This is a genomic window from Sinorhizobium sp. BG8, assembly GCF_016864555.1.
Taxonomy (GTDB): Bacteria; Pseudomonadota; Alphaproteobacteria; order Rhizobiales; family Rhizobiaceae; genus BG8.
On record NZ_CP044012.1, the window covers coordinates 946,777 to 973,092 of the forward strand.

Here is a 26,316-nt window from a genome sequence, read left to right on the forward strand (position 1 = left end):
GTGCCTGAGGGGAATTGATCAGATCGTTCCGCCAAGCTCATCGTCGATATGAACGCGGATGATCTCGTCGAAGGTCGTCTCGGCGGTAAATCCGAGGCTGAGCGCTCTCTGCGGATTGAAGTCCGCGGGCCACCCGGCGACGATTTTCTGGATGACCGGATCGGGTTCGCGCCGAATGAGCTTCACGGCCTTCGCGCCCGCAACGCGCTCCAATGCGGCGATCTCCTCGCCGACAAGCGCGGAAAGGCCCGGCATCATCAGATTGCGCCTCGGCCCGACAGTCTTCAGATCGAGTCTCGCGGAGTGCACCAGAAAACCGATTGCGGAACGCGGGCTGGCAAACCAGTGCCGCACGGTCTCATCTACCGGCAGAACCGCTTCCTGCCCGGCGAGCGGTTCGCGCAGGATGTTGGAGAAGAAGCCGGATGCAGCCTTGTTGGGTTTGCCGGGGCGAATGCAGATCGTCGGAAGTCGCAGACCGATGCCATCGAAGATGCCGCGCCGTGAGTAGTCGGATAGCAGCAGCTCCGCGATGGCTTTCTGCGTACCGTAACTTGTGAGCGGCGTCGTGAAGAACTCGTCGCCGATCCGGTCCGGGAACGGGGCACCGAACACAGCCACAGAGGATGCGAAGATGACTTTCGGGAAATAGGGCTCTTTCGTCCCTTCGAGCCGGATGGCTTCGAAGAGTGCCCTCGTGCCGTCGAGATTGACGCGATACCCCTTCTCGAAGTCAGCTTCCGCCTCCCCGGAGACGACGGCGGCGAGGTGGAAGATGATGTCCGGACGCGTTGCCACCAGTGCCTCGGCGGCGCCGGGAACAGCAAGATCCACTTCACTGGCGTTCGTGATGGACGAGAGCGAAGCAGGCGCGGCCGGAGCAATGACATCGACCAACGTCACCTTGTCCGTTTCTGCGCCCAGGGACAGACGATCGGCCGCGATCCGCTCTACCAGTTTTCGCCCGAGCATGCCGGCAGCGCCGACGACGAGTATGTGCATGTTTCTTACCTTTCCTGCGGTCACGACCTCATGACCGATCCATTCTGTTGTCCGGCTGTGTCAGGCCCTTGGGAGAGCACCGCTGGCGTTGACGTAGACGCTGTAGAGGGAGGTTGTTCCGCAGATGAACAAGCGGTTGCGCTTGCGTCCGCCGAAGCAGAGATTGGCGACGACTTCCGGGATCGAAATCTTGCCGATCAGCGTTCCATCCGGCGAAATGCAATGCACCCCGTCTGCGGCGCTGCTCCAGAGATTGCCGCCGGTATCGACGCGAAAACCGTCGAAAAGCCCTGCCGTGCACTCGGCAAAGACTTCGCCGCCAGACAAGGACACGCCATCCTCGTTGACCGAGAACCTGCGGATATGGTGCGCTCCGTCGCTGGAGTGGGTGGCGCCGGTATCCGCGATGTAAAGCAGCGATTCATCCGGAGAGAAGGCAAGTCCGTTCGGCTGCTGGAAATCATTGGCAACCAGGGTCAGCTCGCCGGATTCGGGTTCCAGCCTGTAGACATTGCAACCGCCGATTTCGTGCTCAGCTGCGTCTCCCTCGTAGTCCGTGTCTATCCCATAACTCGGATCGGTGAACCACAGGCTGCCGTCCGATTTCACCACCACGTCGTTCGGTGAATTCAGCCGCTTGTTCTGGAAGTGCGATGCAAGGACGCGCCGGCTGCCATCGAACTCTGTGCGGGAGACGCAGCGCCCGCCGTGCTCGCAGGTTACGAGCCGTCCGTGCAGGTCTCTCGTATTGCCATTGGAGTTGAAGGCCGGCGAGCGGAAAACGCTGACGGAACCGTCAGTCTCGTCCCAGCGCATCATGCGGTCGTTGGGGATATCGGACCAGACCAGGTATCGCCCGGCCGGGAAATAGGCAGGCCCCTCCGACCAGCGGCAGCCCGTGAAGAGCTTTTCGACATGGACATTCGGCATGACAAGCTTGCGGAAGCGTTCATCGAGGACGTTGAAGCAGGCGTCGAGCATGGTGTTGCACCAATTCTGTTTCGCAAGTGGCGTCGGTCAGCGGCGCGACATGAGCCGCTCGACAAGAACGGCGGCGATGATGATGGTTCCGATGGCCGTCCCCTGCCAGAAAGGCGAGACGCCCATGAGATTGAGCCAGTTGCGGATCATGACCATGATGAAGACGCCGATCAGCGTTCCGATGATCGTACCCCTGCCCCCAAAGAGACTGGCACCGCCGATAACCACGGCCGCGATCGCATCGAGTTCCATCATGTTTCCGGCAAGGGGATCGATGGAGAGGATCTGGCCGGCGACCAGCGTGATCGCCACCGCCGACATGGCCCCCGAAACCGCATAGGGAACGATCTTGTAGAAGACGACAGACAAACCGGCGATGCGTGCCGCCTCGTAGTTCGAACCGAGCGCATAGATCGTACGGCCGCCCTTGGTGCGGTTGAGGTAAAACCAGCTGGCGCCGTAGAGGACTGCGAGAATGAAGACGTTCGCCGGGATCCCGCCGATCGAGCCGTAGACCAGCATGGAGAGGCCTTCCGGAATGTCGGAAATGGACTGCTGTCCCGATAGCACATAGGCGAGGCTGCGGCAGATCGACATCATGCCGAGCGTCACCACGAAAGGTGCAAGCCCGAAGACCGCTACCAGAACTCCTGAGAACGCCCCTATGAGTGCCCCACAGGAGACCGCGACGGCAATTGCCAGCGGAAGCGGCATTTCGCGCATGGACAGGCCGAGGATGATGCCCGTCAAGCCGGCGATCGAGCCAACGGAAAGATCGATCCCCCCTGTCAGAATGACGAAAGTCATGCCGATCGCGACGATGCCGATGACAACCGATTGGTCGAGCAAGTTGAGAAGATTGCTCGACGTCAGAAAGTAGGGCGACATCAGCGACAAAACCACAGCCAGCCCGAAGGCGAGCAGGATCATGCGGACCTCGTTGCCCTGGGCGATGCGACGGAGAGGTGCGGAAACAGTGATTGAGGTCATGTCGCTATCCTGATCTGATGGCTGAAATTCTGCAGAAGAAGCGTTGCCAGCGCGTCCTTCATCTCGGCCGGGTCTGGTGGAGAAATGCCGGGTTCGAACAGGAATCCGGCCGTTCCCAGATCGTGATCGTGCGGATTGGAAAGCCGGAAGTGCATCACGGTCTGTCCGTTCGTGCCCGGCTGCATGCCTTCGACCGGGCTCGCCAGAGACGCGGCGACCGGATTTGCGTTATTTGCTACGATGGACCCTGACGCGAAACCGAGCGCGCGTTCCGCGCCGTTCGATGTGAGCAGGCATATGAAGTTCTCCTCGCCGCGCAGGATCCAGAAACCCGCACAACCGAACCGCTGAGACAGCGCGTTGAGAACCTTCGCCTGGCCCGCCGTGGAACTGCGCGGCGCGGCAAAAAGGGTCAGCGTTTCTTCGTTCAGGAGGCGCGTGGGTATCGTGCCCAGTGTTCGTCCGTCGCTGATCGGAACAATGTTGTCGCTGAGCGCCAGCAGTTCCTCGAAATCGGAGGAAACGAGGAGGATCGAAACGCCCTCCTCCGCCACGCTTCGCAGCAGCTGGTAGATCTCGGAGCGGGCGGCGATATCCACCCCCTTTGTCGGCTCGTCGAGCAGGAGAATGTCGGGCTTCAGCAGCAGGCAACGCATCATCAGGATCTTCTGCTGCATGCCGCCGGAAAAATTGAGAAGGTTTGCGTCCTCGAGACGAGTGCGCGGCATGTCCAGCCGATCCGCAAGTCTACCGATCTCGGACACCAGGTTGCGCCTGCCCAGCCGCCACCCTCGCCGCCTCGCCATATCGACAAGGGTAAGGTTTTCCATCACCGAGAAGTCCGGCACGATGCTCTGGCGGCGTCGATCTTCGGCCACATAGCCGATCCCCGCCCGGATTGCGTCGATCGGCGCGGAAGCGCGAAACGGTTCTCCCCTCAGGCGGATCTCGCCCTCGCTGATGCGACGGCTGCCGAAGATCCCCTCCAGGGTCTCGGAGCGTCCGGCGCCGACAAGGCCGCCAAGCCCCAGGATCTCTCCCTTGCGCAGGCTGAACGACACATCACGGACGGCGGCGCCATCGCCGATGTGCTCCACCTGCAGGACGACCGGCGTACCATCGAAGTTGCGCTCGCCATCCACGGGACCGATTGGCGCCACGTCTCGCCCAACCATCAGCCGTATCAATTCCGCCTGGTTGAGCTCCGCCGTCTTGCGGGCGAGCGCCACTGTCTTGCCATCCCTCAGGACGGTAATGCGATCGGTGATGGTAAAGAGCTCTTCAAGCCGGTGAGAAACGAAGACGATCCCCTTTCCTTCGCGTCGCAGATGATCGATCGCCTCGAACAATCGGCCGACCTCACTTGGGCTCAATGCCGTCGTCGGTTCGTCGAAGATGATGATGCGCGACTTGAGCGTCAGCGCCCGGGCGATCTCGAGCATCTGCCGCCGCGCAGCGGTCAGGTAGCGTACAGGCTCATCGAGAGGAATGGCGTCAGCAAGCCCGAGACGCTCCAGCGTCTCAACGGTTGCGGCTCGGATCGCCTTGCGGTCGATCGGCGCGGCATGACCGTAGAGCGGCAGCAAGACGTTCTCGAAAGCGCTCAGATCCGGCGCCATATTCGTCTCTTGCGTGACGATCGCGATGCCGGCACCAAGGGCCTCACGTGGCTCCTTGAAATTGACCGGCGTACCCGCGAGCTCGAGGCTGCCGCTATCGCTGCGCACATGGCCACATATGATGCGTGAAAGCGTCGATTTTCCCGCGCCGTTGGATCCGAACAGCGCATGGACCTCGCCATAGGCAAGCTCGAAATTTGCGTCGGATAGCGCCTTGGCACCGCCGAAGGACTTCGCGATGTTCGATGCAACAAGTAGCGGTGTCATGATGATGAGACATCCGGCCCCGCAACGGCTCTGCTGCCGCCACGGGGCTTACTGGAGTGAGAAGTTCAGAGGTCGTTGGCGAACACGTTCAGCTTGATCGTGTCGAGGTTCTCGTCGGCATTGCTTGACGTGACCGCCATGATCGGAACGAGAACGTCCTTCTCAGGCGCCCCGCCCGAAAGCGTCTTCGACAGAGCCTCGGCCGAAGTCTTCCCCATCAGGTAGGGCTGTTGCATGCCCGAGCCGACAATCTTTCCGTCCCGGATCGACTGCAGCAGCTCGGGCGTGCCGTCAAAGGCAGCAACGAGCACGGAGTCCGCCTTTCGCGCTGCTACCACGGCACGGTAGGCGCCGATCGCCTGCTGGTCGGACTGGACGAAGATGATGCGCAGGTCCGGATTTGCCGTCAGCATGTCCTGGGCGAACCGGAAGGACTCGTCGGCCGTGAAAGTCTGCATCTGCTGCATCGGCACTTCCTTGGTCATGCCGATTGCCGCCATCGCTTCGCGGAAGCCCTTCGTGCGGGCCTGCCCGTTCTTGCGAGCCTGCGGAATTGCGATGATGCCGAAGGATCCGTCGGTCCAGCCCTTCTCCTTGAGAACGGCTGCCGCCGCATCACCGATTGCACGCGCACCACCCGGATTGTCTGAAGTCACGAAGCTTGCGTAGTCGCCGGATTCCGTACCGATATCGCAAATGACCACCGGTATGCCTGCCTTCGCGGCAAGGTCCAGAACGCTCGGCGCGGTCGAACTATCCGTCGGAGAGATGACGATTCCGGCGACGCCGCGGGCGATCGCGTCCTGGGCATTCTTGAGCTGCGTCTGCCCGTCATTGTTGGAATCGAGCGTTACAGTGCTGTAGCCGCCCTCCTTCGCACCCGCTTCGACGCCCGACGCAACGTATCGCCAGAACGATACGCTGAGTGATGGCGTGATGTAGGCGATCTCCTTCGATGCGGCGCGCGCAACCGTGGCGCCTGCGCCCAGCACGCCCATTGCAATGGTGGAGCTCAGCAGAATGCCGAGAAAAATGCGTCTCTTCATAAAATCCTCCCTAACAATTCAATCGTCGAGCCCCGGCACAGCTTGGACGGCTGCGCTCCTCCGCAAGTCGACTGGTGGCGACTATGACAGCACACCGAAATTACCGCAATGGTAAAACTGTATACCAAATTGAATTTTTTTCGTGACGGGCGTAGTGTGATGTTGACGACCGATCCGTACCGGCGAATTTTATGGGATTCGCGTCTGCTGGGAGATTTCATGCCGAATTCACGACTTGACGAGCTGGAGCGCAGTGGGGAGGAGCTGGCCGTCGCCCGCAGTTCGCTTGCCGAACGCGCGGCCGAACGTTTGCGCGAGTGGATTCTGCTGGGGAAGCTACCGCCGGGACAGATCCTGTCCGAGCGAGAATTGTCGGAACGACTGCAAGTCTCACGCACACCCTTGCGCGAGGCAATCCGGTTGGTCGCCAATGAAGAGCTGATCGAAATGCAGCCGAACCGCCGGCCGCGGGTGGCCGATCCGCCCCTGGAGCGGCTTCGCGACCTGTTCGAGGTGCAGGCGGCGCTGGAATCGCTGGCGGGACGCCTTTTCGTGGAACGCGCCAGCGATGAGGCGCTTGCGACAGTGATAGAGATACAGCGACGCCTTCAGGAAACCTCGAATGCCCCGGACGTGCTGGAGTTCTTCAAGCTCGACATGGCCTTTCACCGTGCCATCGTCGAGGGCGCCGGCAATTCCGCACTTGCGGAAACGCATCGACAATACAATGCGGCGCTGTTTCGTGCTCGCTTCATGTCATCACGGCAGATGCGTTGGCGCGATGTGACGATGGCCCAGCATGACGCAATCGTGGAAGCTCTGATTGCCCGCGACGCCCAGGCCGCGGACATGGCGCTCACCGCACATCTGCAGCGCGGCAAGGCCAACGTGGCAACCCTCCTGTCCGAACTGGCATCGGAACCAAAACAGAAGAGAAAGCAGAAGCCATGACGCGAAACATCATGGCTTCATGGTGAACGGCACAGCGAACGCCATGCCGTTGTCTCCGCCTTATCCCCTGCCCGCCTTCTGCTTGAGCTTGATCGAAATCAGCAGGCCAAGCACCAGCAGGAATACGACGAGATTGATCAGCGTCGAGAGCGCATAGAGCTCCGGCTTGACACCGTAGCGCAGCGCGCCCCACGCGACCGAAGGCATGGTTGGCGTCGCGCCCAAAAGATAGAAGGACACGTCGAGGCCGTTGAGCGACAGCACGAATGCGGTGATCAGGCTGCCCATGATGCCCGGCCACGTGATGGGTAGCATCACCTCCATGAAGGAGCGCAGCGGCGAAGCCCCGCAAACGATGGCCGCCTCGTTCATCCGCCAGTCGTATTTGTAAAGCATCGCCGCCATGATGAGGAAGCAGAAGCTGAAGCAATGCACGGTGTTGGCGATGATCGCCGTCAACATGTTGCCCTGCAATTCGAAGAGCAGGTAGTAGAGCGCCATGCTCGAAATGCCGAGCAGGATTTCCGAGACGAACAGCGGTGCCGCAAAGAAGATGGCGTAGAAAAGCGCCCGCTTCCCACCGAACCGCAGTACGCCCACGGTCGCAAGAAAGCCGAGCACTGTGGACAGCACCGCCGTGCAGGAGGCAAGCAGCAGGCTGTTCAGGAATGCGCTCTGATAGACGGTGTTGGTGGAGAGCCGCACATAGCTCGCCATGTTGAATTCCGGCGGATAGGGAAAGTTCGGCCGGCTGGAAAGCGAGGCGAACAGGATATGCACGATCGGCATGTAGAGGAAGGCGAAGACGACGACGACAAAGATCGCCAGCGACCACTTGATCACGGTGTCGGAGAAATTCGGGGTCATCTCACTGCCTCCCCAGCCCGGTAAAGCCCGTCCGGCGCAGGTCGACGCCGAAGCTCAGGATGGCAAGCGCCACCGCCGAAAACAGGAAGAGCACAACGCCCATGGCGGCACCGAGCGCCCAGGTCCCTGACTCCCCGAACTGCTGTGCCATCGACATGCCGTAGAGCGTGCCGTTCAAGCCCCCGAGGAACCGCGGCACCAGCGAGGCGGAAAGCGTCGGGATGAAGGCCAGCATGAAGCCGACAATCGTGCCCGACAGATTGAGCGGCCAAACCACCTCCGTAAACACCTTGAAGCGGTTCGCCCCGCAGGCGCTCGCGGCATGCGCCAGACGAAAATCGAAGTTTATCAAGGACAGATAGATCGTCGTCACCACCAACGGCAGGTAGAGGTAGAGAAAGGCGATGAAGGACGCTGCGTTGGAATACATGATCATCCTGAGCGGAGCCGCCCCCATGCGGATGAGGGCTCCGTTCACGAGCCCCGCCGGCCCGAGCATTCCCTGGAGCGCGATGAGACGCAGTACCTCGCCAGAGAGGAAAGGGATCACCAGCAGCAGCGAGAAAATGATGCGGTAGCGTCCGCCATAGCGGACGATGAAATAGGCGATCGGCCAGGCGATGGTCACCAGTGCCACAGCAACACCTACCGCCATCGCGAGCGACCGCAGGAAGAAGGTGATGTAGGCGCTTTCGGTTGCCAGGGTCCCATAGTTCATCAGCGTCCATTCGCGAACGATCTTGTAATTCTCCGTTTGCCAGAAGCTGAGCACTACCAGTGCGATCAACGGGAGGACGAAGAAGAGCAGAAGAAAGCCGCTCGGGATATCGAGCATAAGGCGGCGATGCATTGTCTCGTTCTGCATGCTCAGCTCCCCGCCTTGAAGATGTGGCAGTCGGCCGGATTCCAGGAAAGCAGAACCCTCTCCTGGTTCGGGAGTGGATCGTTGCGCTTCGGCTTGACGGCGATCACGGTGTCGCCCCTGTCGGTTTCAAGCACATATTCGAGGAATGGACCGCGCAGCACGACATCGACGACCCGGCTAGGAATACCCGTGCCGCCATCGACTTTCTTCGAAATGTCGAAGCGCTCGTTCTTGACGAAGATCTCGACGGCATCGCCAGCCCTGAAATCCTTGCCTGCCGGCAGTTCGAACTCAAAGTCGTGGCGCGCAAGTCTCACCGTTTTGCCGTCAGGGCCTATTGTGCCCTGGAACTTGCTCGACTTGCCGACGAAGCGAGCGACGAAGGGCGTTTCCGGGTGATCGTAGATTGCTTGCCGTTCCCCGAGCGCCTCGAGGCGGCCATTGTTGATGACCGCGATCCGGTCGCTCATGCTGAGCGCCTCTTCCTGGTTATGCGTCACATAGATGAAGGGAATGCCCAGCTGCTTCTGATAGCGGCGGATCTCGATCTCCATCTCCTGGCGCAGTTCGCGGTCGAGATTGGCGAGCGGCTCGTCGAGGAGCAGCAATGTCGGACGTGCCACCAGACCGCGTCCCAGCGCCACGCGCTGCTGCTGCCCGCCCGAGAGCTGGCTCGGGTAGCGGTCGAGCAGCGTGGTCAGCGAGAGCACGCCAGCCACCCATTCCAGCCGCTCGTCGATGACCGCCTGCGGCTCCTTGCGCATACTGAGGGGAAAGGCGAGGTTTTCGCGAACGGTTCGATGGGGGAAGAGCAGGAATTCCTGGAACACCATGCCGATACCGCGCTTGTGCGGCGGCAGTTCCGTGACGTCCTTGCCTTCGAAATGGATGCGGCCTTCGGTGGGACGGTCGAGGCCAGAAATCAGGCGCAGCAAGGTGCTCTTGCCCGATCCGCTCGGCCCGAGGATGGCGATGAACTCCACCTTGGCAATGTCGAGGCTGACGCTGTCGAGCGCCCGCACCGCACCATAGCGACGCGAGACGTTGTCAATTCTGATATAGGAACCGCTCTGGCTCATGAAACAGACCTGTGCTGATGGCGGCCTGGGGACAGAAGCGCCCCGGCCGCCGGACTTGAGAGGATGAAAGGGCTGATCGTCAGGCCGCCTGCACGTTCGACCATACACGTTCCCACTTCTCGGGCGAGGACGGCTGATCGAACATGAAGAGGTCGGCAATCTCGCTCGAGCGGTCCATGAGGAAGAGCTTGCGCTCGTCTTCGGTCGAGATGGAGCGCAGATCGACCGTGGTCGAGCAACCCGCCACTTCGCCGATCTTCTTCATAACCGGTGCAGAGATCATCATGTCGATGAAGCTGCAGCAAAGGTCGAGCTTCGGGCCGTCCTCGACGCCCGAGGTTACGAGCCAGGTATCGACCCAGCCGAGCCCTCCCTCCTTCATCTTCAGCGCATGGCGGAAGTCGACGGCCGGTGCGCCCTGGCTTTCGGCAGTCAGCAGTTGGCGGAAGACCTGCGCGAATTCGGTGGCGGCTACGACGGCGCCGCTCTGGAGGAGCTGGAACAGGGTCGGATTGTCCTGGTAGCGGGTCAGCAGCAGTGCCTTCTGCTGGATCAGCAGCTTCTCCACCTCGGCCAGCTCCTCATCCGTCAGGACGTAGGGATTGAAGGACTTGCCGTCAGGACGCGGCTTTGTGCGGCTGCCCATGCGTTCGGTGACGAGAAGTGCGGCGAGCGCAATGTTCTCCTCGAAGCGGGAGCTCGTCGAAAGCATGCCGGTGTAATCGGCATTGAACATGCATTCGAGCGTCTCGGTTTTTTCGGGTGCGACCTTGCCGGCGTCGTAGGTAATGCCATAGGCGCCCCAGCAGAAGGGAAAGCCGATCTTCTTGCCGGTGGCAGGATCGGAAAGAACCTTGAAGGCGTCGGCCTGGAACTCCGGCAGATAGCCGGCCGCACCCGGAACCTTCGAATAGTCCACGTCACGCAGCAATTTTTCCCGGTAGTAGAGCTGCGGCCAGAAGCCGTCAGCCTGCACGAGATCGAATTCCTTCGAACCACCGACACGCAGCTTGTTGTAGGCCTCGGAGTTGCCGTCAAAGAAGGTCGGAACGAACTTGACCTTGTTGGTCTCCTCGAAGGCGGTGATGTAGTCGGGAAGAAGATAGGCTTCCCACATGAGGGCCCGCACCTTGTCGGGCGCAGCCCAGGAGGGCCGAACGAACGGCATGGCGAGCGCCGCCGTGGTCCCGGCGGCCAGGATGGATCGGCGTGTAAATTTCTTGTCGAGCATGGTCATGATCCCCTTGTTGGTCTTTGTCTGTCATGTAGCGCGCTTTCTGCACGTCTTGTCATTCCCAGTACTTCCGGCGGCGCGGCCGCCGAAAGCGTATCGTAGAAGGGCGGTGTATCAGGCGATGCCGTCCGCTTCGATCGTGCCCAGCACCTCGTCCAGGACGTCGAGCGCGTGGGCCATATCCTCCAGGCTGCAATCAAGCGGCGGCTTGACCTTGATGAGATTTCCCAGCCCCGCGTACCGGCTCTCGCCGAAGAGGACACCGCGGTCAACACCACGGCGATAGACTTCGCTCGCCGCCTTGCGGGCGGGCTCCTTGGTCTCGCGATCCTTGACCAGCTCGATCGAGACGAAGAGACCGGGGCCACGGACGTCGCCGATCAGCTTGCGCCGCTTCGCCATTTCATGCAGGCGCTCGGTGGCATACTCGCCGAGTTCGTGCGCCCGGTCGCAAAGCTTGTCCGCGATGATCGCGTCCACCGTGGCGACCGCTGCCGCCATGGCGACCGGGAAGGAACCGAAGGTCAGGGCGTCCTCGCCAGAGTCGAACTTCGCGAGCTTTTCGCTGGCGAAGATGCCGGCCAGCGGGAAGCCGCCGCCGATGCCCTTGCCGAAGGTCATGATGTCGGGAACGATGCCATAGAGATCAGCGGCAAACATCTTGCCGGTGCGGCCGAAGCAGCTCTGGATCTCGTCCCAGATGAGCAGGATACCGCGGCGGTCGCAGATCTCCCTGACGCCCTTGAGATAGGAAACGGGCAGCACGATGTGGCCGCCGTTGCCCATGATCGGTTCCATCATGATCGCTGCAACGCCGCCATCGACACCCCGATCGATCGTATCTTCGAGCAGCGAAAGGCAGAGCTGCACATCCGTCTCGGCATCGAGCCCGATACGCGGGCGATAGGGATCGGGGTGCGGCACGCGCGTGAAGCGCGGCTGGATCGGCAGGAACGGGTTATTCGGGTGAGGCCAGCTCGCGGCCATCGTCGTGATCGAGCGGCCGTGGTAGGCGTCCTGCAGCACGATCAGATTCTGCGCGCCGGGGCGGTTCTTGAAGGCAAGCTTTATGGCCATTTCGACGGCGAGGCTGCCATGAAGCGCGTAGCCGATGCGATTGAGGTCTCCAGGAGCGATATCACGCAGCTTCGAGGTCAGCGTCAGCAACGGCTTTGTGTTGAAGTTCGGCCGAGCGTGGGTGATTTCCCGAAGCTGGGCGATGGCTGCCTCAACGACACGGGGGTCATTGGCGCCAAGATTGTTCGACCAGGCCTGGGAGGTGCAATCGAGGTAGCGATTTCCCTTGTCGTCCCAGACATGAGAGCCGCGCGCCCGAACCAGCGTGATTTTGGTGTTATCTCCTTCGACAGGATCATGGATAAGGGAGAGCTTTCCCTCTTCGATCCGGTATTCGTCCGATTTTACAGATAGTTGCGCGGCATTCATCGATGTTTCCTTTCGTCTCAGGTGACGTGGATTAAGCAACGGAAGCGCGTTGACAACAAGGACGATTAGCGAAACTATTAATTCATGTCACTTATGAATATCCAGCTGCGTCACATCCGTTGCCTGCTCGCTGTTGCAGGCGAAAAGAGCTTTGCGCGCGCCGCCGAAAAGCTCGGAGTTTCGCAGCCCGCCTTGTCGCAAACCATCATCCAGCTCGAAGAGACTTTGGGTTTCGACATTTTCCAGCGCACCACCCGCAGCGTCACTCTCACGGAGAACGGAGAAGCGCTTTGCGAGTATGCCCAGAAGCTCAATCGCTCGACGGAAACGTTCTACAAGGAGGTGAAGTCACTCCAGCTTTCGATCCACAATGCGCTGCGCGTCGGGTACCTGATTGGAACGGCCGTCGAATTCATTCCAAGGATCACGCAGGAATTCGAGCGCCGCCGCCCGAATGCTTCGCTGGAGTTCGTCGAGTATGATTTCAACAATCCCGATGCGGGTCTCGCTGCCGGGAGGGTCGATTGCAGCATCTTTCGACCACCGGTCGACACGCCGGACATCAACATCGTGGAAATCGCGCGCGAGAAGTGCGTCGCGTGCATGCACGATGGTCATCCCCTCGGACTTCAGGAAACAGTCCAGGTGGAGCAATTGCTCGACGAGCCCTTCATCGCCGCCCCCGGTACGGGTATCTGGCGTGAGTACTGGCTTGCGGGCCAGCACCGTAACGGCCGCGAGGCCCGCGTCGTGTTCGAGGCCGCAACCGTCGACTCGGAACTGCAGGCGGTTGCCATGCGCAAGGGGATCAGCATAACCGCCGAAAGCACGGCACGCTTCTATGCCCGCCCCGGCGTCGTCTTCCGCACCATCTCCAACATGGATGAGTGCATCATCGCCATCGGCTACCGACATCGGGCCAGCCCCCTGATCCAGGAACTCATCGACATCGCTCGAGCGATAACCCGCAAACAGAATTCGGAATGACCGGGTGTCCGCGAGGATACCGTCGCGGGTAACTGATCCGCCGCCTCGAGGGCGAAACGAAGCTGGCCTCGACCGTGAAACTCGAGACCAGAAATAGTTGAACGGAATCAGTCGATTCTTGCACCGGGTGTCAAGGCACGTCACGCCCCTTCAGGACCACAAAAGCGCGCAAGACATTCATGACGCCATTTCCGGCGATAAAGCTTCGGCCAACTGAAGCGACGAATTTCACGCCCTTTCCAGCATGGCTTCCGCCGCCTTTTCCGCGATCATTATCACGGGGGAATTCGTGTTCCCGGAGACGATCGTCGGCATGATCGAGGCGTCGACGACGCGTAGTTTTCCAAGGCCGTGCACGCGCAGCTTCGGATCCACCACCGCCATCGGATCGCTCCCCATCTTGCAGGTACCGACCGGGTGGAAGATCGTTGTCGCGATGTCGCCGGCCCGGCTGATCAGTTCCTCGTCGCTCGTATACTCCCTTCCGGGAAGCATCTCCTGCGGACGGAACCGAGCGATCGTCTTCGTTGTCATGAGGCTGCGGGCGTGGCGGATCGACTTTGCCGCGAGCAGCCGGTCGCCGACGGTCGACAGGTAGTTGGGGCGAATCTCCGGCGCGCGCGCCATGTCGCGCGCGGTGACGTGCACCGTGCCGCGGCTCTCCGGTCGTAGGTTACAGACCGAGACGGTCACCGCCGGGTAGCGGTGCAAGGGTTCGCCGAGGCGGTCGGTGCTGAGCGGCTGGACATGATACTCGAGATCAGCCGTGGCGACGGCCGGATCACTCTTGGCGAAGATGCCGAGCTGGCTCGGCGCCATGGAGAGTGGTCCCGACCTCATCAGAGCATATTGCAGGCCCATCCCGGCACGGCTAAGGAGATTGTGGTAGAGCTGGTTCAGCGTTCGCGCGCCCTCGATCTTGAAGACCGTGCGGATCTGCAGATGATCCTGCAGGTTCTCGCCGACACCCTGCAGTTCGTGATGGACCTCAATGCCAAGGTCGGAGAGCACGTCCGGCCGACCGACACCCGACAATTCCAGGATCTTCGGCGAGTTGATGGCGCCGGCCGACAACACGACCTCGCGCGTTGAACGCGCGATGCAGAGCCGTCCATTCAGGCGAAAACGCACGCCGGCAACCGCGCTGCCCTCGAATTCCAGAGCTTCGGTTTCGGCCCCGGTCAGAACGCGCAGGTTCTTGCGCTTCATGGCGGGGCGCAGGAAGGCTTTTGTCGTGTTCCATCGCAGACCGCCGCGCTGGTTAACCTCGAAGTAACCGGAACCCTCATTGTCGCCGGTATTGAAATCATCCGTCTTGGGAATGCCGAGTTCCTCCGCCGCGTCCCTGAAGGCATCGAGGATCGGCCATGAGAGCCGCTGGCGCTCGACACGCCATTCCCCGCCTGCGCCGTGCACGGCAGTTTTGCCCCGGTAGTTGTCTTCCGATTTCAGGAAATAGGGCAGAACGTCGTTCCACCCCCAGCCGCCGTTCCCGGCCTGGCGCCAGCCGTCGTAGTCGGCGGCCTGACCGCGCATGTAGATCATGCCGTTGATGGATGAGCAGCCACCCAGCACCTTGCCCCTTGGGTAGGGCAGTGAACGTCCGTTGAGCCCCGCCTCCGAGGCCGTCTTCATCATCCAGTCGGTCCGCGGATTGCCCATGCAATAGAGATAGCCGATCGGCACATGAACCCAGTGATAACGATCCGTCCCGCCAGCTTCGAGCAGCAATACCCGGTTCTTCGGGTCGGCCGAAAGACGGTTTGCCAGAACGCAGCCAGCCGAACCGGCACCCACGACGATGAAATCGTAGCTGCCTTCGTCCACCGGTGTTTCAACTGCTGAGATGGTCACGCCGCAACTCCCGTCGCCAGTTGTCCGATTGCCGAAAGCCGCTGCCAGAGCGGCGCCATAACCTCCGCAATCTCCCTGTAGAGGGCATAGCGTCGGTTGTAGTGGGCAGCAAGGGCGCGGTTCGGCTGATAGTGCCTGTCTATCCTCACCATGGCGCTTGCACCTTCCGTGAAATCGGCGAAGAGACCGACACCCGTTCCCGCCGCGATCGCCGCTCCCAGGGCGCCCGTTTCGCGTGAGACGGCAACAGACACCGGCATGCCCAGTACATCGGCGAAGATCTGGGGCCAGAGGCTGCTGCGTGATCCGCCGCCGGACAGCACGGCCGAGTCGAAGGTAGCGCCCGCCTTGCGGATCGTCTCGATATGCTGGCGATGGCCGAAGGCCACACCTTCCAGCACCGCGCGGATCAGATGCCCCTTGGCGTGCCAGCCCGCAATTCCATAGAAGCCCGCTCGCGCATGACCGTCCTGCTGGGCGCCGTAAAGATAGGGGTGATAGAGAGGGTCGTCAGGTGCCGGCGCGATTGCGGCAGCCAATGCACAGCAGTCGTCGAACGGCGATGTGCCGTCCGTATGACCGTCCGCAAACAACTCCCGCACCAGCCATTCAAGATTGGCCGCCGACGTTGCGCTGTTTTCCATCGCCATGTAGCGGCTGCGATCGAAGGTCGAGGACATGAAGACCGGCCCGTCGAGCACGGGGCCATCCATGATCACCTGGTTGATGCTCCAGGTCCCCGCGATGATCGAGGCGCTTCCGGTACACGAGACGCCCGAACCGAGCGCCGATGCAACGACGTCGAATAGGCCGCCGACTACCGGCGTGCCACTCGCCAAGCCGGTTTCTGCCGCCACCTCTTCGGTCACCCGCCCTGCAATGTCGGCGCTCTCGAGAAGCCGCGGCAACAGGTCCATGCAGTCGGAAAGCCCATAGGCAGCCATGAGCGTTTCGTCATAGCGGCGCGCCGCGAGATCAAGTAGGCCCGCGCCCGACATGTCGGATACTTCGCTCACGCGCTGGCCGGTCAGCCGGTTGACCACGAAATCCTTGGAGAAGAAGACCGTGCCGATGCGCTGGAACAGCTCCGGCCGATGGCGTTTCAGCCATGCGAGCAACGTCGGCGTCTGGGAGGGCCAAGGCCGCTGGCGGGCAATCGGGGCGGTCCTGTCGCCGACCCCTTCGACCGCCCATTCCTCGACGAGACCGGTTGCGCGCGTATCGAGCGACTGGATTCCGATGAGAGGCTCTCCATCCCGATCGAGCGCATAGAGCCCGTTGCCATGGCCGGCGCAGCCGATCGCGGCAATGTCGGTCGCCGCGATACCCGCCTTTTCCAGGCAGGCCCTGATCACGCGCTTCGCGTTGGCCCAAAGCTCGCCCAGGTCGCGTTCAACATGGCCGGGGCATGGCATGCGGCTATGGCCCTCCTCCCCTGCATAGGCCACTTCCCTGCCCGTCCGGTCGAAGATCACCGCCTTTATGACGGTGTTGCCGGCGTCGAGCCCCAACAGATAGTTTCCCATTCCGAACCCCTCCCAAGGTTCCACTGTTGCGCAGTTCCAGCGGGCATCAACCCTGCTGATAGAGTGCAAAGGCCTCCTCGCCTTCCGCATCCTTGTGGATGATCGCCATCAGTCCGCGTACGACGGCGCTCGGATTGGCGTGCTGGTAAATGTTGCGCCCGTAGACCATGCCCATTGCGCCCTGCCGCATCAAGGCGGCAGATTTGGCAAATACGGCGAGCAGGTCTTCCTTTCCACCGCCGCGTACAAGCACGGGGCAGCGCGCGGCCTCCACCACACGGTGGAAGTCATCCGGGTTCGTCGTCGGATCAGCCTTGACGATGTCCGCGCCCATCTCCCGGGCAAGCCGGGTCAGTGTTACGATCTTGTCCGCATCGCCGTCGACCATGTAGCCACCTCGTTCCGTCACCGGCTGCATGACGAGCGGCTCTATCATCAACGGCATGCCGTATTTCTCACAGTCGGCTCTAACACGTGCGATGTTCTGCACGCACTGACGGAAGAGATCCGGCTCGTCCGGTAGCATGAAGAGGTTCACGACCACGCAGGCTGCATCCATCTGCAACGCACCGACGAGTGGCTCGGCCTCGTTCTGGAGCACGGCCCACATGTCGCGATGGCGGATGCGGTTGTAGGGATTGCCCATGTCGATGCGCATGACGAGCGCGGGCTTGTCCTTCCCGGGCAGATCCTGGAGCAGGTCGGCCTGGCCGTAGTTCATCTGGATAGCGTCAGGCCTGGCATCGACCAGCGCCTTCATCACGGCGGGCATGTTCTCCAGCCCGTCCAGGAAGGACGGCTCGTTGCAAACGCCATGATCGATCGCCACGTCCAGGCAACGGCCGTTGCCGAACAGCCGGTTCATCCGGACCTTGCGGTTGTCTCGCATAGTTCACTCCTTTGTTTGTTCCTTGCGGAAAGGGTGCCCTCCGCAACGCCGTGACGGTCGTTGAGAAGGCTGAGAAAACGGCCACGCTCTTGGGCCTTGCGCTGCGCCGGCCAGTCCTTTTCGGCGGCGAGGATGTCGAGGACGGCATCGGTCATGTCGAGGCTGAGCTCACCGGTGATGGCAAGCGTCGTGCGCCGCAGGAGAAGGTCGTCCAGATGCTCAACCGCTTCGCTGCGGATGAGGTGCACCATCTCCCGTGCGCTGTATCCCGCATGCAGGAGGTCCTCGTCCGTTTCCATGGCGATGAACGAGGCAACACCCTGCGCATCCGTGCCATAGCGCGAAAAGAGCGTGGACGAGCGATCGACGGAAAGACCCGTCGCGCTGGAAAGCCGGCGAACCCAGAGGTCGGGATTTTCGGGAAAGGCACGTCCGCCCCCGAAGGTGCGCTCCGCTGTGTCAACGAGGCGGGACCGGCCGAGCCGCTCCAGCGCCATGTCGGCGGCGAGCTCTCCGAAAGAGCGGAACGTCGTCCACTTGCCGCCGATCATGCAGAGCACCGGCGGCCCGCCGTCGCGGCCTTCGAGCATCGTGCAGAAATGATCGCGCGGAATACGCCCGGTGAAACTGTCCTTGCTTGCGGGAAGCGGACGCACGCCCGCGAACTGGAAAACGATCTCTTCCGGTCGGATGCGAACACCCGGCAGAACGAAGGCGAGCGATTGCAGGATATAATCCCGCTCGTCCGCCTCACAACGCACCGCGCCGGGGTCGTCGACCCGGATATCGGTCGAACCGACCAGTACCTTGCCGAGATAGGGAAAGAGGATGCAAATGCGCCCGTCGTCGTTCTCGTAGTATATCATGTGGCCGTCGAGCATGTCGCGCAGGCCCGCATTGTCGATGACCAGATGCGACCCCTTCGTACCGCCCATCAGCGGCGCAGGACGTGCATCCACCGAGAAAAGCGTATCATTCGCAATATCGATCCAGCCGCCGGTGGCGTTCACGACGAGCCGTGGCTGGATCGGAAGCACCTTGCCGGACACGTCGTCACGCAGAGCAAATTCGCCGGCACCGGCGTGTTCGAAGGTCGCGTAGTTCAGTGCCATGGCATTGGGGCCAGCGGACAGGGCGTCGCGCAACAACTCGATACCGATGCGTTCGGGATGGCTTACCCATGCATCGTAGTAGGTCGCGGAGCTGCGGATCGCTGGATTGAGCCCCGGCCACTTCTTCAGCGTTGCCTTGCGACCTCGAAACTGGTGGCGCGGCATCAGCGCACGCGTGCGCGTCAGGAAATCGTAGATCCCGAGGCCTGCCTTGATGGCGACCGCGCCCCTCCGGCTTGGGCGACGCGTGAGGCCGAGAAACCGCACGATGCCGTTGGCGAGGCCGGAGAAGACATCGAAGATCGGCACCGTGGTCGGCAGCGGGGCTACGTAGTGAGGAGCGTTGCGCAGCAGCCGATCACGCTCGGCAAGCGATTCCCGCACAAGGCTGAACTCGCCGTTTTCCAGATAGCGCAGGCCGCCATGCACCATGCGCGAGAGAGCGGCGCTCGCCCCGGAGCAATAGTCATTTTTCTCGACGAGCAGCACGTTCACGCCCTGCAACGCCAACTCGCGGAAGACGCTGAGCCCGTTGATGCCGCCGCCGAGGACGCACACGTCCACGTTCGGGCTCCGGCAAAGCCCGTCAAATGTCTCTGCACGGTTCATGATGACAGTCCGTTATCCGTCCATGTTGGCCAGTTTCGCCGAAAGGGCTGCATCGACGGCCGCAAGGTCTTCGGCGTCGAACCGCAGCGTGCCGGCGCGGGCATTGTCGAGCGCCTGTTCCGGGTTGCGTGCGCCGCATAGCGCAAACGTGATGCCCGGCTGCGCAAGCGTCCATGCGATCACCGTCTGCGCGATGCTCGCACCGTGCCGTTCCGCAACGGGCCGGATCGCATCGGAAAAATCCTTTGCTTTCTGCCGGTTGGCGACGGAGAAGCGCGGGTTGTTCTTGCGCTGGTCGTCACCGGAGAAGACGCGGTCCGGTCCAATGGTGCCGGAAAGAAGGCCGAGCGCCAGCGAGGAATAACTGAGCGTCGACACCCCGTTTGCAAGGGTGAGCGGCAGCAGGTCCGCCTCGATCTTGCGATCGATCATGCTGAACCGCTCCTGGATCGCATCGAGCGATCCCTTCGCGATGTACTGCTCCAGTTCCGACCGGTTGACATTGCTCGCACCGATCGCGCGGATCTTGCCCGCCTGTTTCAGTTCCTCAAGCGCCGCGACGGTCTCCTCGACCGGTGTCGTCGCGTCCTGCCAATGGGTGATGTAAAGGTCGATATAATCCGTGCCGAGCCGGCGCAGGCTTTCCTCCACCTCGTGCACGATTGAGTCCCGGCCGAGATAGCGGTGAACCGGCTTGCCATCCTGATCGAAGAAGTGACTGCCTTTCTGCGTGTGCCAGACGAGGCCGCATTTGGTCGCGATCACCGCCTTGTCGCGGCGCCCCGAGATCGCCTTGCCGACGATCTCTTCCGACCGGCCGAGCCCGTAGGCCGGCGCGGTGTCGATAAGGGTGACGCCGGCATCGAGCGAGGCCTGGATCGCCGCAATGGATTGCGCCTCGTCGGTTCCGCCCCACATCCAGCCGCCGATCGCCCAGGTGCCGAGCCCCACGGCTGACGCCTTGACGCCGGAGCGTCCGATCTCGCGGATCAACTGTTCGCCGCTCATGCCGAAATCCCTTCCTCGGATGCAATTTCAAGAATGCGCGAGCCGGTCGCCTCATCGGTCACGAGCGTGTCGAGATGGTTGCCGCGCAGGACGCTGAGGATCGGGCCTGCCTTGTTCGGTCCGCTCGCGACGCCGATCTTCATCGGGATAGAGGCAAACTCCGGCAAGGTGAGCGAAACCAGCGAGCGGTTGAGACTGTAGTCGCAGACCCGGCCGTGATCGTCGAGAAGGTGGGCAAGCAGCTCGCAGCTCGCGCCCGAGCGCTCGATCGCCACCCGATCCGTGCTGGAGGACGGATGAAGGTCGTAGTAGCTCGAGTCGTCCGTCAGGATCGAGCCGATGCCGACCACCGCCACCTTCGCCTCGCGCGCCCGTTTGAAGACATCGGCGACGGAGCGCATGTTGATCAGCATCGCCCGCTGCTCCGCATCGTCGGCAAACAGTGGTGCGTGGATCTGGTAGGAGCGTCCGCCCAGCCGATCGGCCATCAGCGTCGAAACGTGGTTGACGTCCGTATAGTGCTTGCCCTGCACGCATCCGGTCGCCGGGATCACCTCGACATCGAAACGACGGGCCGGCTGCAGACCGGCGACGACAGCGCTGACGCCCTTGCCGCCAGTGATGCAGATCGTGTCGCCATCGGCGATCTCCTCGATCAACAGGCGGGCCGCCGCCTCGCCGACGGCCTGCAGCGCGGTCTGCGGATTGTCGGAAACGGTCGGCACCACGACGGCGCGGCTGATGCCGCCGAGCGCCAGAAGACGCTCCTCCATGTCCACCAGAGGCTCGATTGGCGACTTGATCTTGATCTCGACAAGGCCGAGCTGGCGGCCCCGTTTGATGAGTCGATTGACGGTGGCGTGCGAGAGGCCAAGCTGGTCTGCGATCTGCGCCTGTGTCAGGCCTTCCAGAAAGTGCAGCACGAGTGCCTGGTGCATCTGGCGCGCGATGACGATCTCTTCGCGCGGCGCTGTGGTCGTCTTGGGTTTCAGTTTGGCGATCGGCATATCAGGCGGCCTTCCGCTTGTGCAGGAAATGGTCGATGGAAACAGCGGCGAGCAGAATGCACCCCTTGATCATGTCCTGCCAATAGACCGACACGTTGAGCAGGATCAGCGAACTGGTAACGACCGAGAGAAGCGCTATGCCAAGGATGGCGCCGAGGATCGTACCCGAGCCGCCATTGAGCGACGCACCCCCGATGACCGCCGCCGCGATGATGTTGAGCTCCATGCCGACGCCGAAGGTGGGTGTCGCCGCCCCGAAGCGGGACATGTAGATGACACCTGCAACACCGGCGAGAGTTGAGCACAGCACGGTCACCCAGAACTTCACCTGGTTGGTCTTGATGCCGGAGTAGAGCGCGGCCTTCTCGTTGCTGCCCGTGTAGAAGACCTTGCGGAAGGCGGTCGCCCGCCGCAGCAGGAAATCGAACAACACGACCACTGCGACGAAGATCAGGATGACATAGGGAATCCCGTGGAACGTGCCCTGCCCCACCGCCTTGAACCCTGCCGGCAACGTGAAGAGCGACAGCGGCGTGCCCTTGGTGATGATGAGGCAGAGGCCGCGAACGATCACCATTGCCGCAAGCGAGGTAATGAAGTGGTTGAGGCCGACGACCGTCACGAAGAAGCCCATGATGCCGCCGATGGCGCTGCTCGCGAGGATGCCGACGAACGAAGCCGTCCAGGGATCAAGCCCCGCGAGAAACAGCGAGCCGGAAAGCACCATCGCGAAACAGACGACAGAGCCGACCGCCAGGTCGATACCCCGACGATAAGCAGGATCGTCATGCCCACGACGACGATGCCCTCCACGGAGAAGCTCATGAGCATGGCGCGAAAATTGCCAAGTGTCAGGAAGTGCGGCGAGGCGAAGCTCATGATCACGCAAAGCGCAAGGATGATCACGATCAGTCCCGCCTCGCGCATCGTGCCGATGCGTTTCCAGGACGATGTCTTCGGCGTGCCCGCCACGATCGTATCGATTGCCATTCCCGTCTCTCCCGTCGCTTTCCCGTCACGCTGCATGGTTTGCCGTCCTTGTCGTGCCCACTCCCGAGGCTAGGCGGATCACGGACTCCTCCGTCATTTCGTCGCCACTGATCTCGCCGGCGATGCGTCCCTCCCGGACGACGAGGGCACGGTCGCAGAGCCCGATCAGTTCCGGCATTTCGGATGAGATGACGACGACGCCGATTCCCGAAAGCGCAAGCTCCCGCAGCAGGCGATGGATTTCCGCCTTCGCGCCGACGTCGATACCGCGCGTCGGCTCGTCCATCAGGATGACCTTCGGCTTCACCGCGAGCTGCTTGGCGATCGCAACCTTCTGCTGATTGCCGCCGGAGAGCGATTTCACCTGCGCATCGACCCCTCCCATGCGCACACCGAGCCGCCGCGCGAAATCCTCCGCAAGTGCCGCCTCCGCGCGACCGTTCAACAGGCCGACCGAGTTCGTCAGCGACTTCAGATCCAGCACGGAGATGTTCTGCGCAACGGAGAGTTCCAGAAACACGCCGGAACCCTTGCGGTCTTCGGAGAGATAGACGATGCCGGCCTTCACCGCGTCGGAATAGGAGCGGATCGGCTGCACCTTGCCGTGCAGGCGCACTTCACCTGCTGTGCGTGGCCGAAGGCCGCAGATGCCTTCGGCAATCTCCGTGCGGCCGGAGCCGATGAGGCCGCCGATACCGAGGATTTCGCCCTTGCGCAGGTCGAAGCTCACGCCATGGAAGCGCTCGCCGTCGCCGATGCTCTCCACCTCGAGGATTGTCTCGCCGGACGCTTCGTCCGCACGGAGCTTCTCCGGATAGAGCTGCGTGATCTCGCGCCCGACCATCCGGCGCACGACGACGTCAGGCGTAATGTCGGCGATGCGGTCGGTGCACACATAGCGGCCGTCACGGAACACGGTGACCCGGTCGCATAGGCTGAAGATCTCGGCCATGCGGTGGCTGATGTAGATGATCGATATGCCGTTTTTCTTGAGGTCGCCGATGATCGCGAAGAGTTGCTGTGCCTCTGTCTCTGTCAGTGCCGCGGTCGGCTCGTCCAGGATCAGTACGCTGCAGTCGAGCGTCAGCGCCTTGGCGATCTCGACGAGCTGCTGGCTGGAGATCGGCAGGTCCCCGACCTTACGACGGACATCGATGGCGGCGAGCCGGTTCATAACGACCTGCGCATCCCGCTCCAGCGCACGGTAATTCATGAAGGGGACCCGGCGGCGGTTTGTCGCCGCCATGAACATGTTTTCGGCAACGGTCGCGTCCGGGCACAGCGCTATTTCCTGATGCACCAGCCCGATGCCGAGCGACTGGGCGACAGCGGGCGATGAAATGCGGACGGCCTTTCCGTCCAGGCGGATTTCACCCGAGGTCGGCTGAAGAACGCCGGCGATGATGTTCATCAGGGTCGACTTGCCGGCACCGTTCTCGCCGCAGAGCGCATGCACCTCACCGCGCTCCAGGGCGAAGTCGACATCGGTCAACGCCTTCACCGCCCCGAAATGCTTGGTAACGCCATGAATGGTGAGCACCGGCTCCGCCATTGTCTCCCCCTCCCTTTCCCTTGGAGCCATCCGCACTCGAAGGCGCGGATGGCGCGCGTGCGAAGCACTTACTCCTCGATGCCCTTCGTACCGCGACGCTGCAGGTACTTGTCCCAGTAGAAGTCGTCGGCATTCTCCGCCGTCACTATGGAAAGGCCGTTGTCGACGACGGGAACGCTCATCGCGTTGAAGCCTGAGCGCTTGGCGTCGTTCATCGGGTCGATCAGTTCCGGATGCTTGGCGAGCCACAGGAGCATGAAGCCCATGTAGCCCTGCATGCCCTGGTTCGGGTTGATTGAACCGAAGACTTCGCCCGCCTTGATCATGTCGAGGATATTGGCGTTGACGTCCGCACACATGACGAGAACCTTGCCGCCGCTTTCCTTGCTGGCCTGTGCCGCACCGATCGCCGAGTTGGCCTCCGGCATGAAGACCGCCCCGAGATTCGGATTGGCCTGGATGATGCTGAGCAGACCCTGATAGGCCTTGGTCGGGTCCTGGTTGGAGGCTGCGCGGCCGACCAGCTTCATGTCCGGCCACTTCTCCTCCATGCGACCGATGAAGGCTGTGATACGCTTGTCGTGGTTGTCCTGCCCCGGGTTCTCGAGGACCGCATATTCTCCCTTTCCGCCCATCTTCTCGGCGATCGCGTCGGCGGCATAGATGCCTTCGCGGGTGTTGTCCGAGGTGATGAAGGAAACGCGCTTGGAAAGCGGCGAGTCTGCCGCAAAGGTCACGACGGCCGTGCCCTGGTCGATCGCACGATTGATCGGCTCGATGAAGGGATCCGAGTTCATCGGATGGACGAGAATGCCCGCCGGGTTCTGCGCCAGCGCCTGATCGAAGGTAGCGATCTGCTTGTTGACGTCGTACTCCGGCGTGCCGGTGTATTCCGTCTCGCAGCCGAACTGTTGGCCGGCCTGCTTGAACATCTCGTAGACGGGGAACCAGTATTCCACCCCCGAGACCATGACGTTCATGACGTATTTTTCGCCCGGCTTGCAGCGGAACGGATTTTCCGTGTCGGCCGACGCAGTGCCGGCAAATAGCGTTGTTGCAAGGACCGCCATTGCGGTCGAGCTGATAAATTTGCGCAAGATTCCTCCTCGAGGCCGAAGCCCCTCCCAAAAGCCCGAGGGCGTCGAGATGACGCCGCTGATCTCAGTGAATTCCGGAATTCCTCCTCGAAATCCGGTAGGAGCAACTAAATGGATTAAACCTTGCGTGTCAATATAATTCACGCCATGAAATATATTTCATGGCTTTGCGACTACATCTTGCAGGCGAGATGACAAATCCGACCGACCGAGCCCTTCTCGATCGGAGAGGCGACCCAGACTGCCTGCCTTGTGAGCTCGACGGATCCCGACCTTCGCCGATCAGAAGCCCCTTCCAGCAATTCGCCGCTACCGACTACGGGATGCTCAAACGTGTCGCGGATCGCGAACTTGCGGCGTTCCGACGCTCATTTCAGGCGGAGATATTCAGGAAAAGGCTTCATTGCCAGGGCAAGCAGATCTGACGCCCAGATGGCGCATCTCTACTAATGGCATAGCCCCGACGGCGCCCTGAATTCGAAGACAGCCAGCAGTCGCCCCGACCTTTCCCAGGACAACCTATTGAGGCTCAACGCCTAGTTCGCGCGGAAAATTTCCAGCGCGACTATCTGTGCAAGCGTGCGTGCAAGTTCGTCGATCAGTTGCCTCTCATGCGTCTGGAAACGCGAACTCGGCGTAGGGACCGAGATAGCGTAGAGATCGCCCTGGAGGTCGTAGAACGCTCCGCCAACCGCCGACACGCCTACGGTGTGCTGGTCTCTGTCGAAGGCAACGCCCGTTTCCCTTACCGTTTCGATTTCGTCCTGATACGCCTGCAGCAGCGCAGGGTCCTCTGCAATGGCTGGCTGCTCCTCCGCCAAACGGGCAAGAACCTGCTTGTCACTCAGCTTGGCGAGACAGGCTTTCCCGTTGGCCGTGTCACACAAGGGAAAACTCTCTCCCACGAAAGACACGGTGCGCAGCCTGTGGGTACCCGGAATCTGGTCGACGAACACAAGACGCTTAGAGCGAAACACCGCGAGGTCCACGGTCTCTTTCGTCCGGCGTGCCAGGTCGACCAAATAGGGTCTCAACATTTCGAGGACATCTATACGGGCCGACTCCGCGAGGGCACCGATCTCCGGCCCAAGGCGAATGCCACGATCCGGGCTCGCCGCTATTACGAATTGCTCGGCCTGGAGAGCGCCGACGATACGCTGCACCGTGGAGCGCGGTAGACCGACCCGGTCTGCAATCTGCCCGAGACTCAGGCCGTCGCTTTCGTTCTTCAGGCTTCGCAGGATCGCGGCAGCGCGCGCGATCACCTGAATGCCTGACCTTTCATCATTGCTTTTGACTGCGTCACTCATTGAGCAAAACCTCGAATACTGTTCGCCT

At 61.7% G+C, this 26,316-nt stretch carries 21 protein-coding genes and 1 pseudogene; 2 read left to right on the forward strand and 20 right to left on the reverse strand.

Features of this window, described 5'->3' with window-relative positions:
- Positions 1-18: 18 nt before the first annotated feature.
- From denD to F3Y30_RS25305, 5 genes are all read right to left on the reverse strand, one after another.
- Complete coding sequence (denD, locus tag F3Y30_RS25285) at positions 19-1,002, reverse strand: D-erythronate dehydrogenase (protein ID WP_203427014.1); 984 nt, start codon at positions 1,000-1,002, stop codon at positions 19-21.
- Positions 1,003-1,062: 60 nt separating this feature from the next.
- Positions 1,063-1,983, reverse strand: coding sequence for an SMP-30/gluconolactonase/LRE family protein (locus tag F3Y30_RS25290; protein ID WP_203427015.1), 921 nt, complete (start codon positions 1,981-1,983; stop codon positions 1,063-1,065).
- Positions 1,984-2,019: 36 nt separating this feature from the next.
- Positions 2,020-2,973, reverse strand: a complete 954-nt coding sequence (locus tag F3Y30_RS25295; RefSeq protein WP_203427016.1) for an ABC transporter permease — start codon at positions 2,971-2,973, stop codon at positions 2,020-2,022.
- Complete coding sequence (locus tag F3Y30_RS25300) at positions 2,970-4,859, reverse strand: sugar ABC transporter ATP-binding protein (protein ID WP_203427017.1); 1,890 nt, start codon at positions 4,857-4,859, stop codon at positions 2,970-2,972. The genes F3Y30_RS25295 and F3Y30_RS25300 overlap by 4 nt, the downstream gene beginning before the upstream one ends.
- Positions 4,860-4,924: 65 nt before the next feature.
- Positions 4,925-5,905 carry a substrate-binding domain-containing protein gene (locus F3Y30_RS25305; RefSeq protein WP_203427018.1) on the reverse strand — a complete coding sequence of 327 codons (981 nt, stop codon included), beginning with the start codon at positions 5,903-5,905 and terminating at the stop codon, positions 4,925-4,927.
- Between the two features lie 219 nt (positions 5,906-6,124).
- Between F3Y30_RS25305 and F3Y30_RS25310 the strand changes: the two genes are divergently transcribed.
- Positions 6,125-6,856, forward strand: a complete 732-nt coding sequence (locus tag F3Y30_RS25310) for a GntR family transcriptional regulator (protein ID WP_203427019.1) — start codon at positions 6,125-6,127, stop codon at positions 6,854-6,856.
- A gap of 60 nt (positions 6,857-6,916) precedes the next feature.
- Here the strand turns inward: F3Y30_RS25310 and F3Y30_RS25315 are convergent, their stop codons facing one another.
- The 5 genes from F3Y30_RS25315 to F3Y30_RS25335 form a co-directional block, all read right to left on the reverse strand.
- Entirely contained in the window at positions 6,917-7,723 is an 807-nt protein-coding gene (locus F3Y30_RS25315; protein WP_203427020.1) for an ABC transporter permease subunit, read from the reverse strand.
- Between the two features lies 1 nt (position 7,724).
- On the reverse strand, positions 7,725-8,588 hold the full coding sequence (locus F3Y30_RS25320; protein WP_246753038.1) for an ABC transporter permease: 864 nt from the start codon (positions 8,586-8,588) through the stop codon (positions 7,725-7,727).
- A 2-nt stretch (positions 8,589-8,590) separates the two neighbouring features.
- Positions 8,591-9,667 carry an ABC transporter ATP-binding protein gene (locus F3Y30_RS25325; protein ID WP_203427021.1) on the reverse strand — a complete coding sequence of 359 codons (1,077 nt, stop codon included), beginning with the start codon at positions 9,665-9,667 and terminating at the stop codon, positions 8,591-8,593.
- 79 nt (positions 9,668-9,746) lie between these two features.
- Positions 9,747-10,898: an extracellular solute-binding protein gene (locus tag F3Y30_RS25330; RefSeq protein ID WP_203427022.1), complete on the reverse strand. Its 1,152-nt coding sequence runs from the start codon at positions 10,896-10,898 to the stop codon at positions 9,747-9,749.
- A 117-nt stretch (positions 10,899-11,015) separates the two neighbouring features.
- On the reverse strand, positions 11,016-12,347 hold the full coding sequence (locus tag F3Y30_RS25335) for an aspartate aminotransferase family protein (protein ID WP_203427023.1): 1,332 nt from the start codon (positions 12,345-12,347) through the stop codon (positions 11,016-11,018).
- A gap of 84 nt (positions 12,348-12,431) precedes the next feature.
- Here F3Y30_RS25335 and F3Y30_RS25340 point away from each other — a divergent pair, with 84 nt between their 5' ends.
- Complete coding sequence (locus F3Y30_RS25340) at positions 12,432-13,334, forward strand: LysR family transcriptional regulator (protein WP_203427024.1); 903 nt, start codon at positions 12,432-12,434, stop codon at positions 13,332-13,334.
- Between the two features lie 228 nt (positions 13,335-13,562).
- On the opposite strand, the gene F3Y30_RS25345 is transcribed toward F3Y30_RS25340, so the two are convergent.
- From F3Y30_RS25345 to F3Y30_RS25390, 10 genes and pseudogenes are all read right to left on the reverse strand, one after another.
- Positions 13,563-15,188 (reverse strand): GMC family oxidoreductase, encoded by a 1,626-nt coding sequence (locus F3Y30_RS25345; protein WP_203427025.1) that lies wholly within the window; start codon positions 15,186-15,188, stop codon positions 13,563-13,565.
- Positions 15,185-16,714, reverse strand: a complete 1,530-nt coding sequence (locus F3Y30_RS25350; RefSeq protein WP_203427026.1) for an FGGY-family carbohydrate kinase — start codon at positions 16,712-16,714, stop codon at positions 15,185-15,187. The genes F3Y30_RS25345 and F3Y30_RS25350 overlap by 4 nt, the downstream gene beginning before the upstream one ends.
- A gap of 46 nt (positions 16,715-16,760) precedes the next feature.
- The gene (locus F3Y30_RS25355) at positions 16,761-17,603 is read right to left on the reverse strand and encodes a class I fructose-bisphosphate aldolase (protein ID WP_203427027.1); all 843 of its coding nucleotides are present in this window, start codon (positions 17,601-17,603) and stop codon (positions 16,761-16,763) included.
- Complete coding sequence (locus F3Y30_RS25360) at positions 17,576-19,324, reverse strand: glycerol-3-phosphate dehydrogenase/oxidase (RefSeq protein ID WP_203427028.1); 1,749 nt, start codon at positions 19,322-19,324, stop codon at positions 17,576-17,578. The genes F3Y30_RS25355 and F3Y30_RS25360 overlap by 28 nt, the downstream gene beginning before the upstream one ends.
- 12 nt (positions 19,325-19,336) lie before the next feature.
- Complete coding sequence (locus tag F3Y30_RS25365) at positions 19,337-20,332, reverse strand: aldo/keto reductase (protein WP_203427029.1); 996 nt, start codon at positions 20,330-20,332, stop codon at positions 19,337-19,339.
- A complete protein-coding gene (locus F3Y30_RS25370) occupies positions 20,329-21,339 on the reverse strand; it encodes a sugar-binding transcriptional regulator (protein ID WP_203427030.1) in 1,011 nt (336 codons plus the stop codon). The genes F3Y30_RS25365 and F3Y30_RS25370 overlap by 4 nt, the downstream gene beginning before the upstream one ends.
- A 1-nt stretch (position 21,340) precedes the next feature.
- A pseudogene (locus tag F3Y30_RS25375) lies at positions 21,341-22,329 on the reverse strand (ABC transporter permease).
- 25 nt (positions 22,330-22,354) lie between these two features.
- Entirely contained in the window at positions 22,355-23,881 is a 1,527-nt protein-coding gene (locus F3Y30_RS25380) for a sugar ABC transporter ATP-binding protein (RefSeq protein ID WP_203427031.1), read from the reverse strand.
- 68 nt (positions 23,882-23,949) lie between these two features.
- Positions 23,950-24,978, reverse strand: a complete 1,029-nt coding sequence (locus F3Y30_RS25385) for a substrate-binding domain-containing protein (protein WP_203427032.1) — start codon at positions 24,976-24,978, stop codon at positions 23,950-23,952.
- A 536-nt stretch (positions 24,979-25,514) separates the two neighbouring features.
- Positions 25,515-26,288 (reverse strand): IclR family transcriptional regulator, encoded by a 774-nt coding sequence (locus tag F3Y30_RS25390; protein ID WP_203427033.1) that lies wholly within the window; start codon positions 26,286-26,288, stop codon positions 25,515-25,517.
- Between the last annotated feature and the right edge of the window lie 28 nt (positions 26,289-26,316).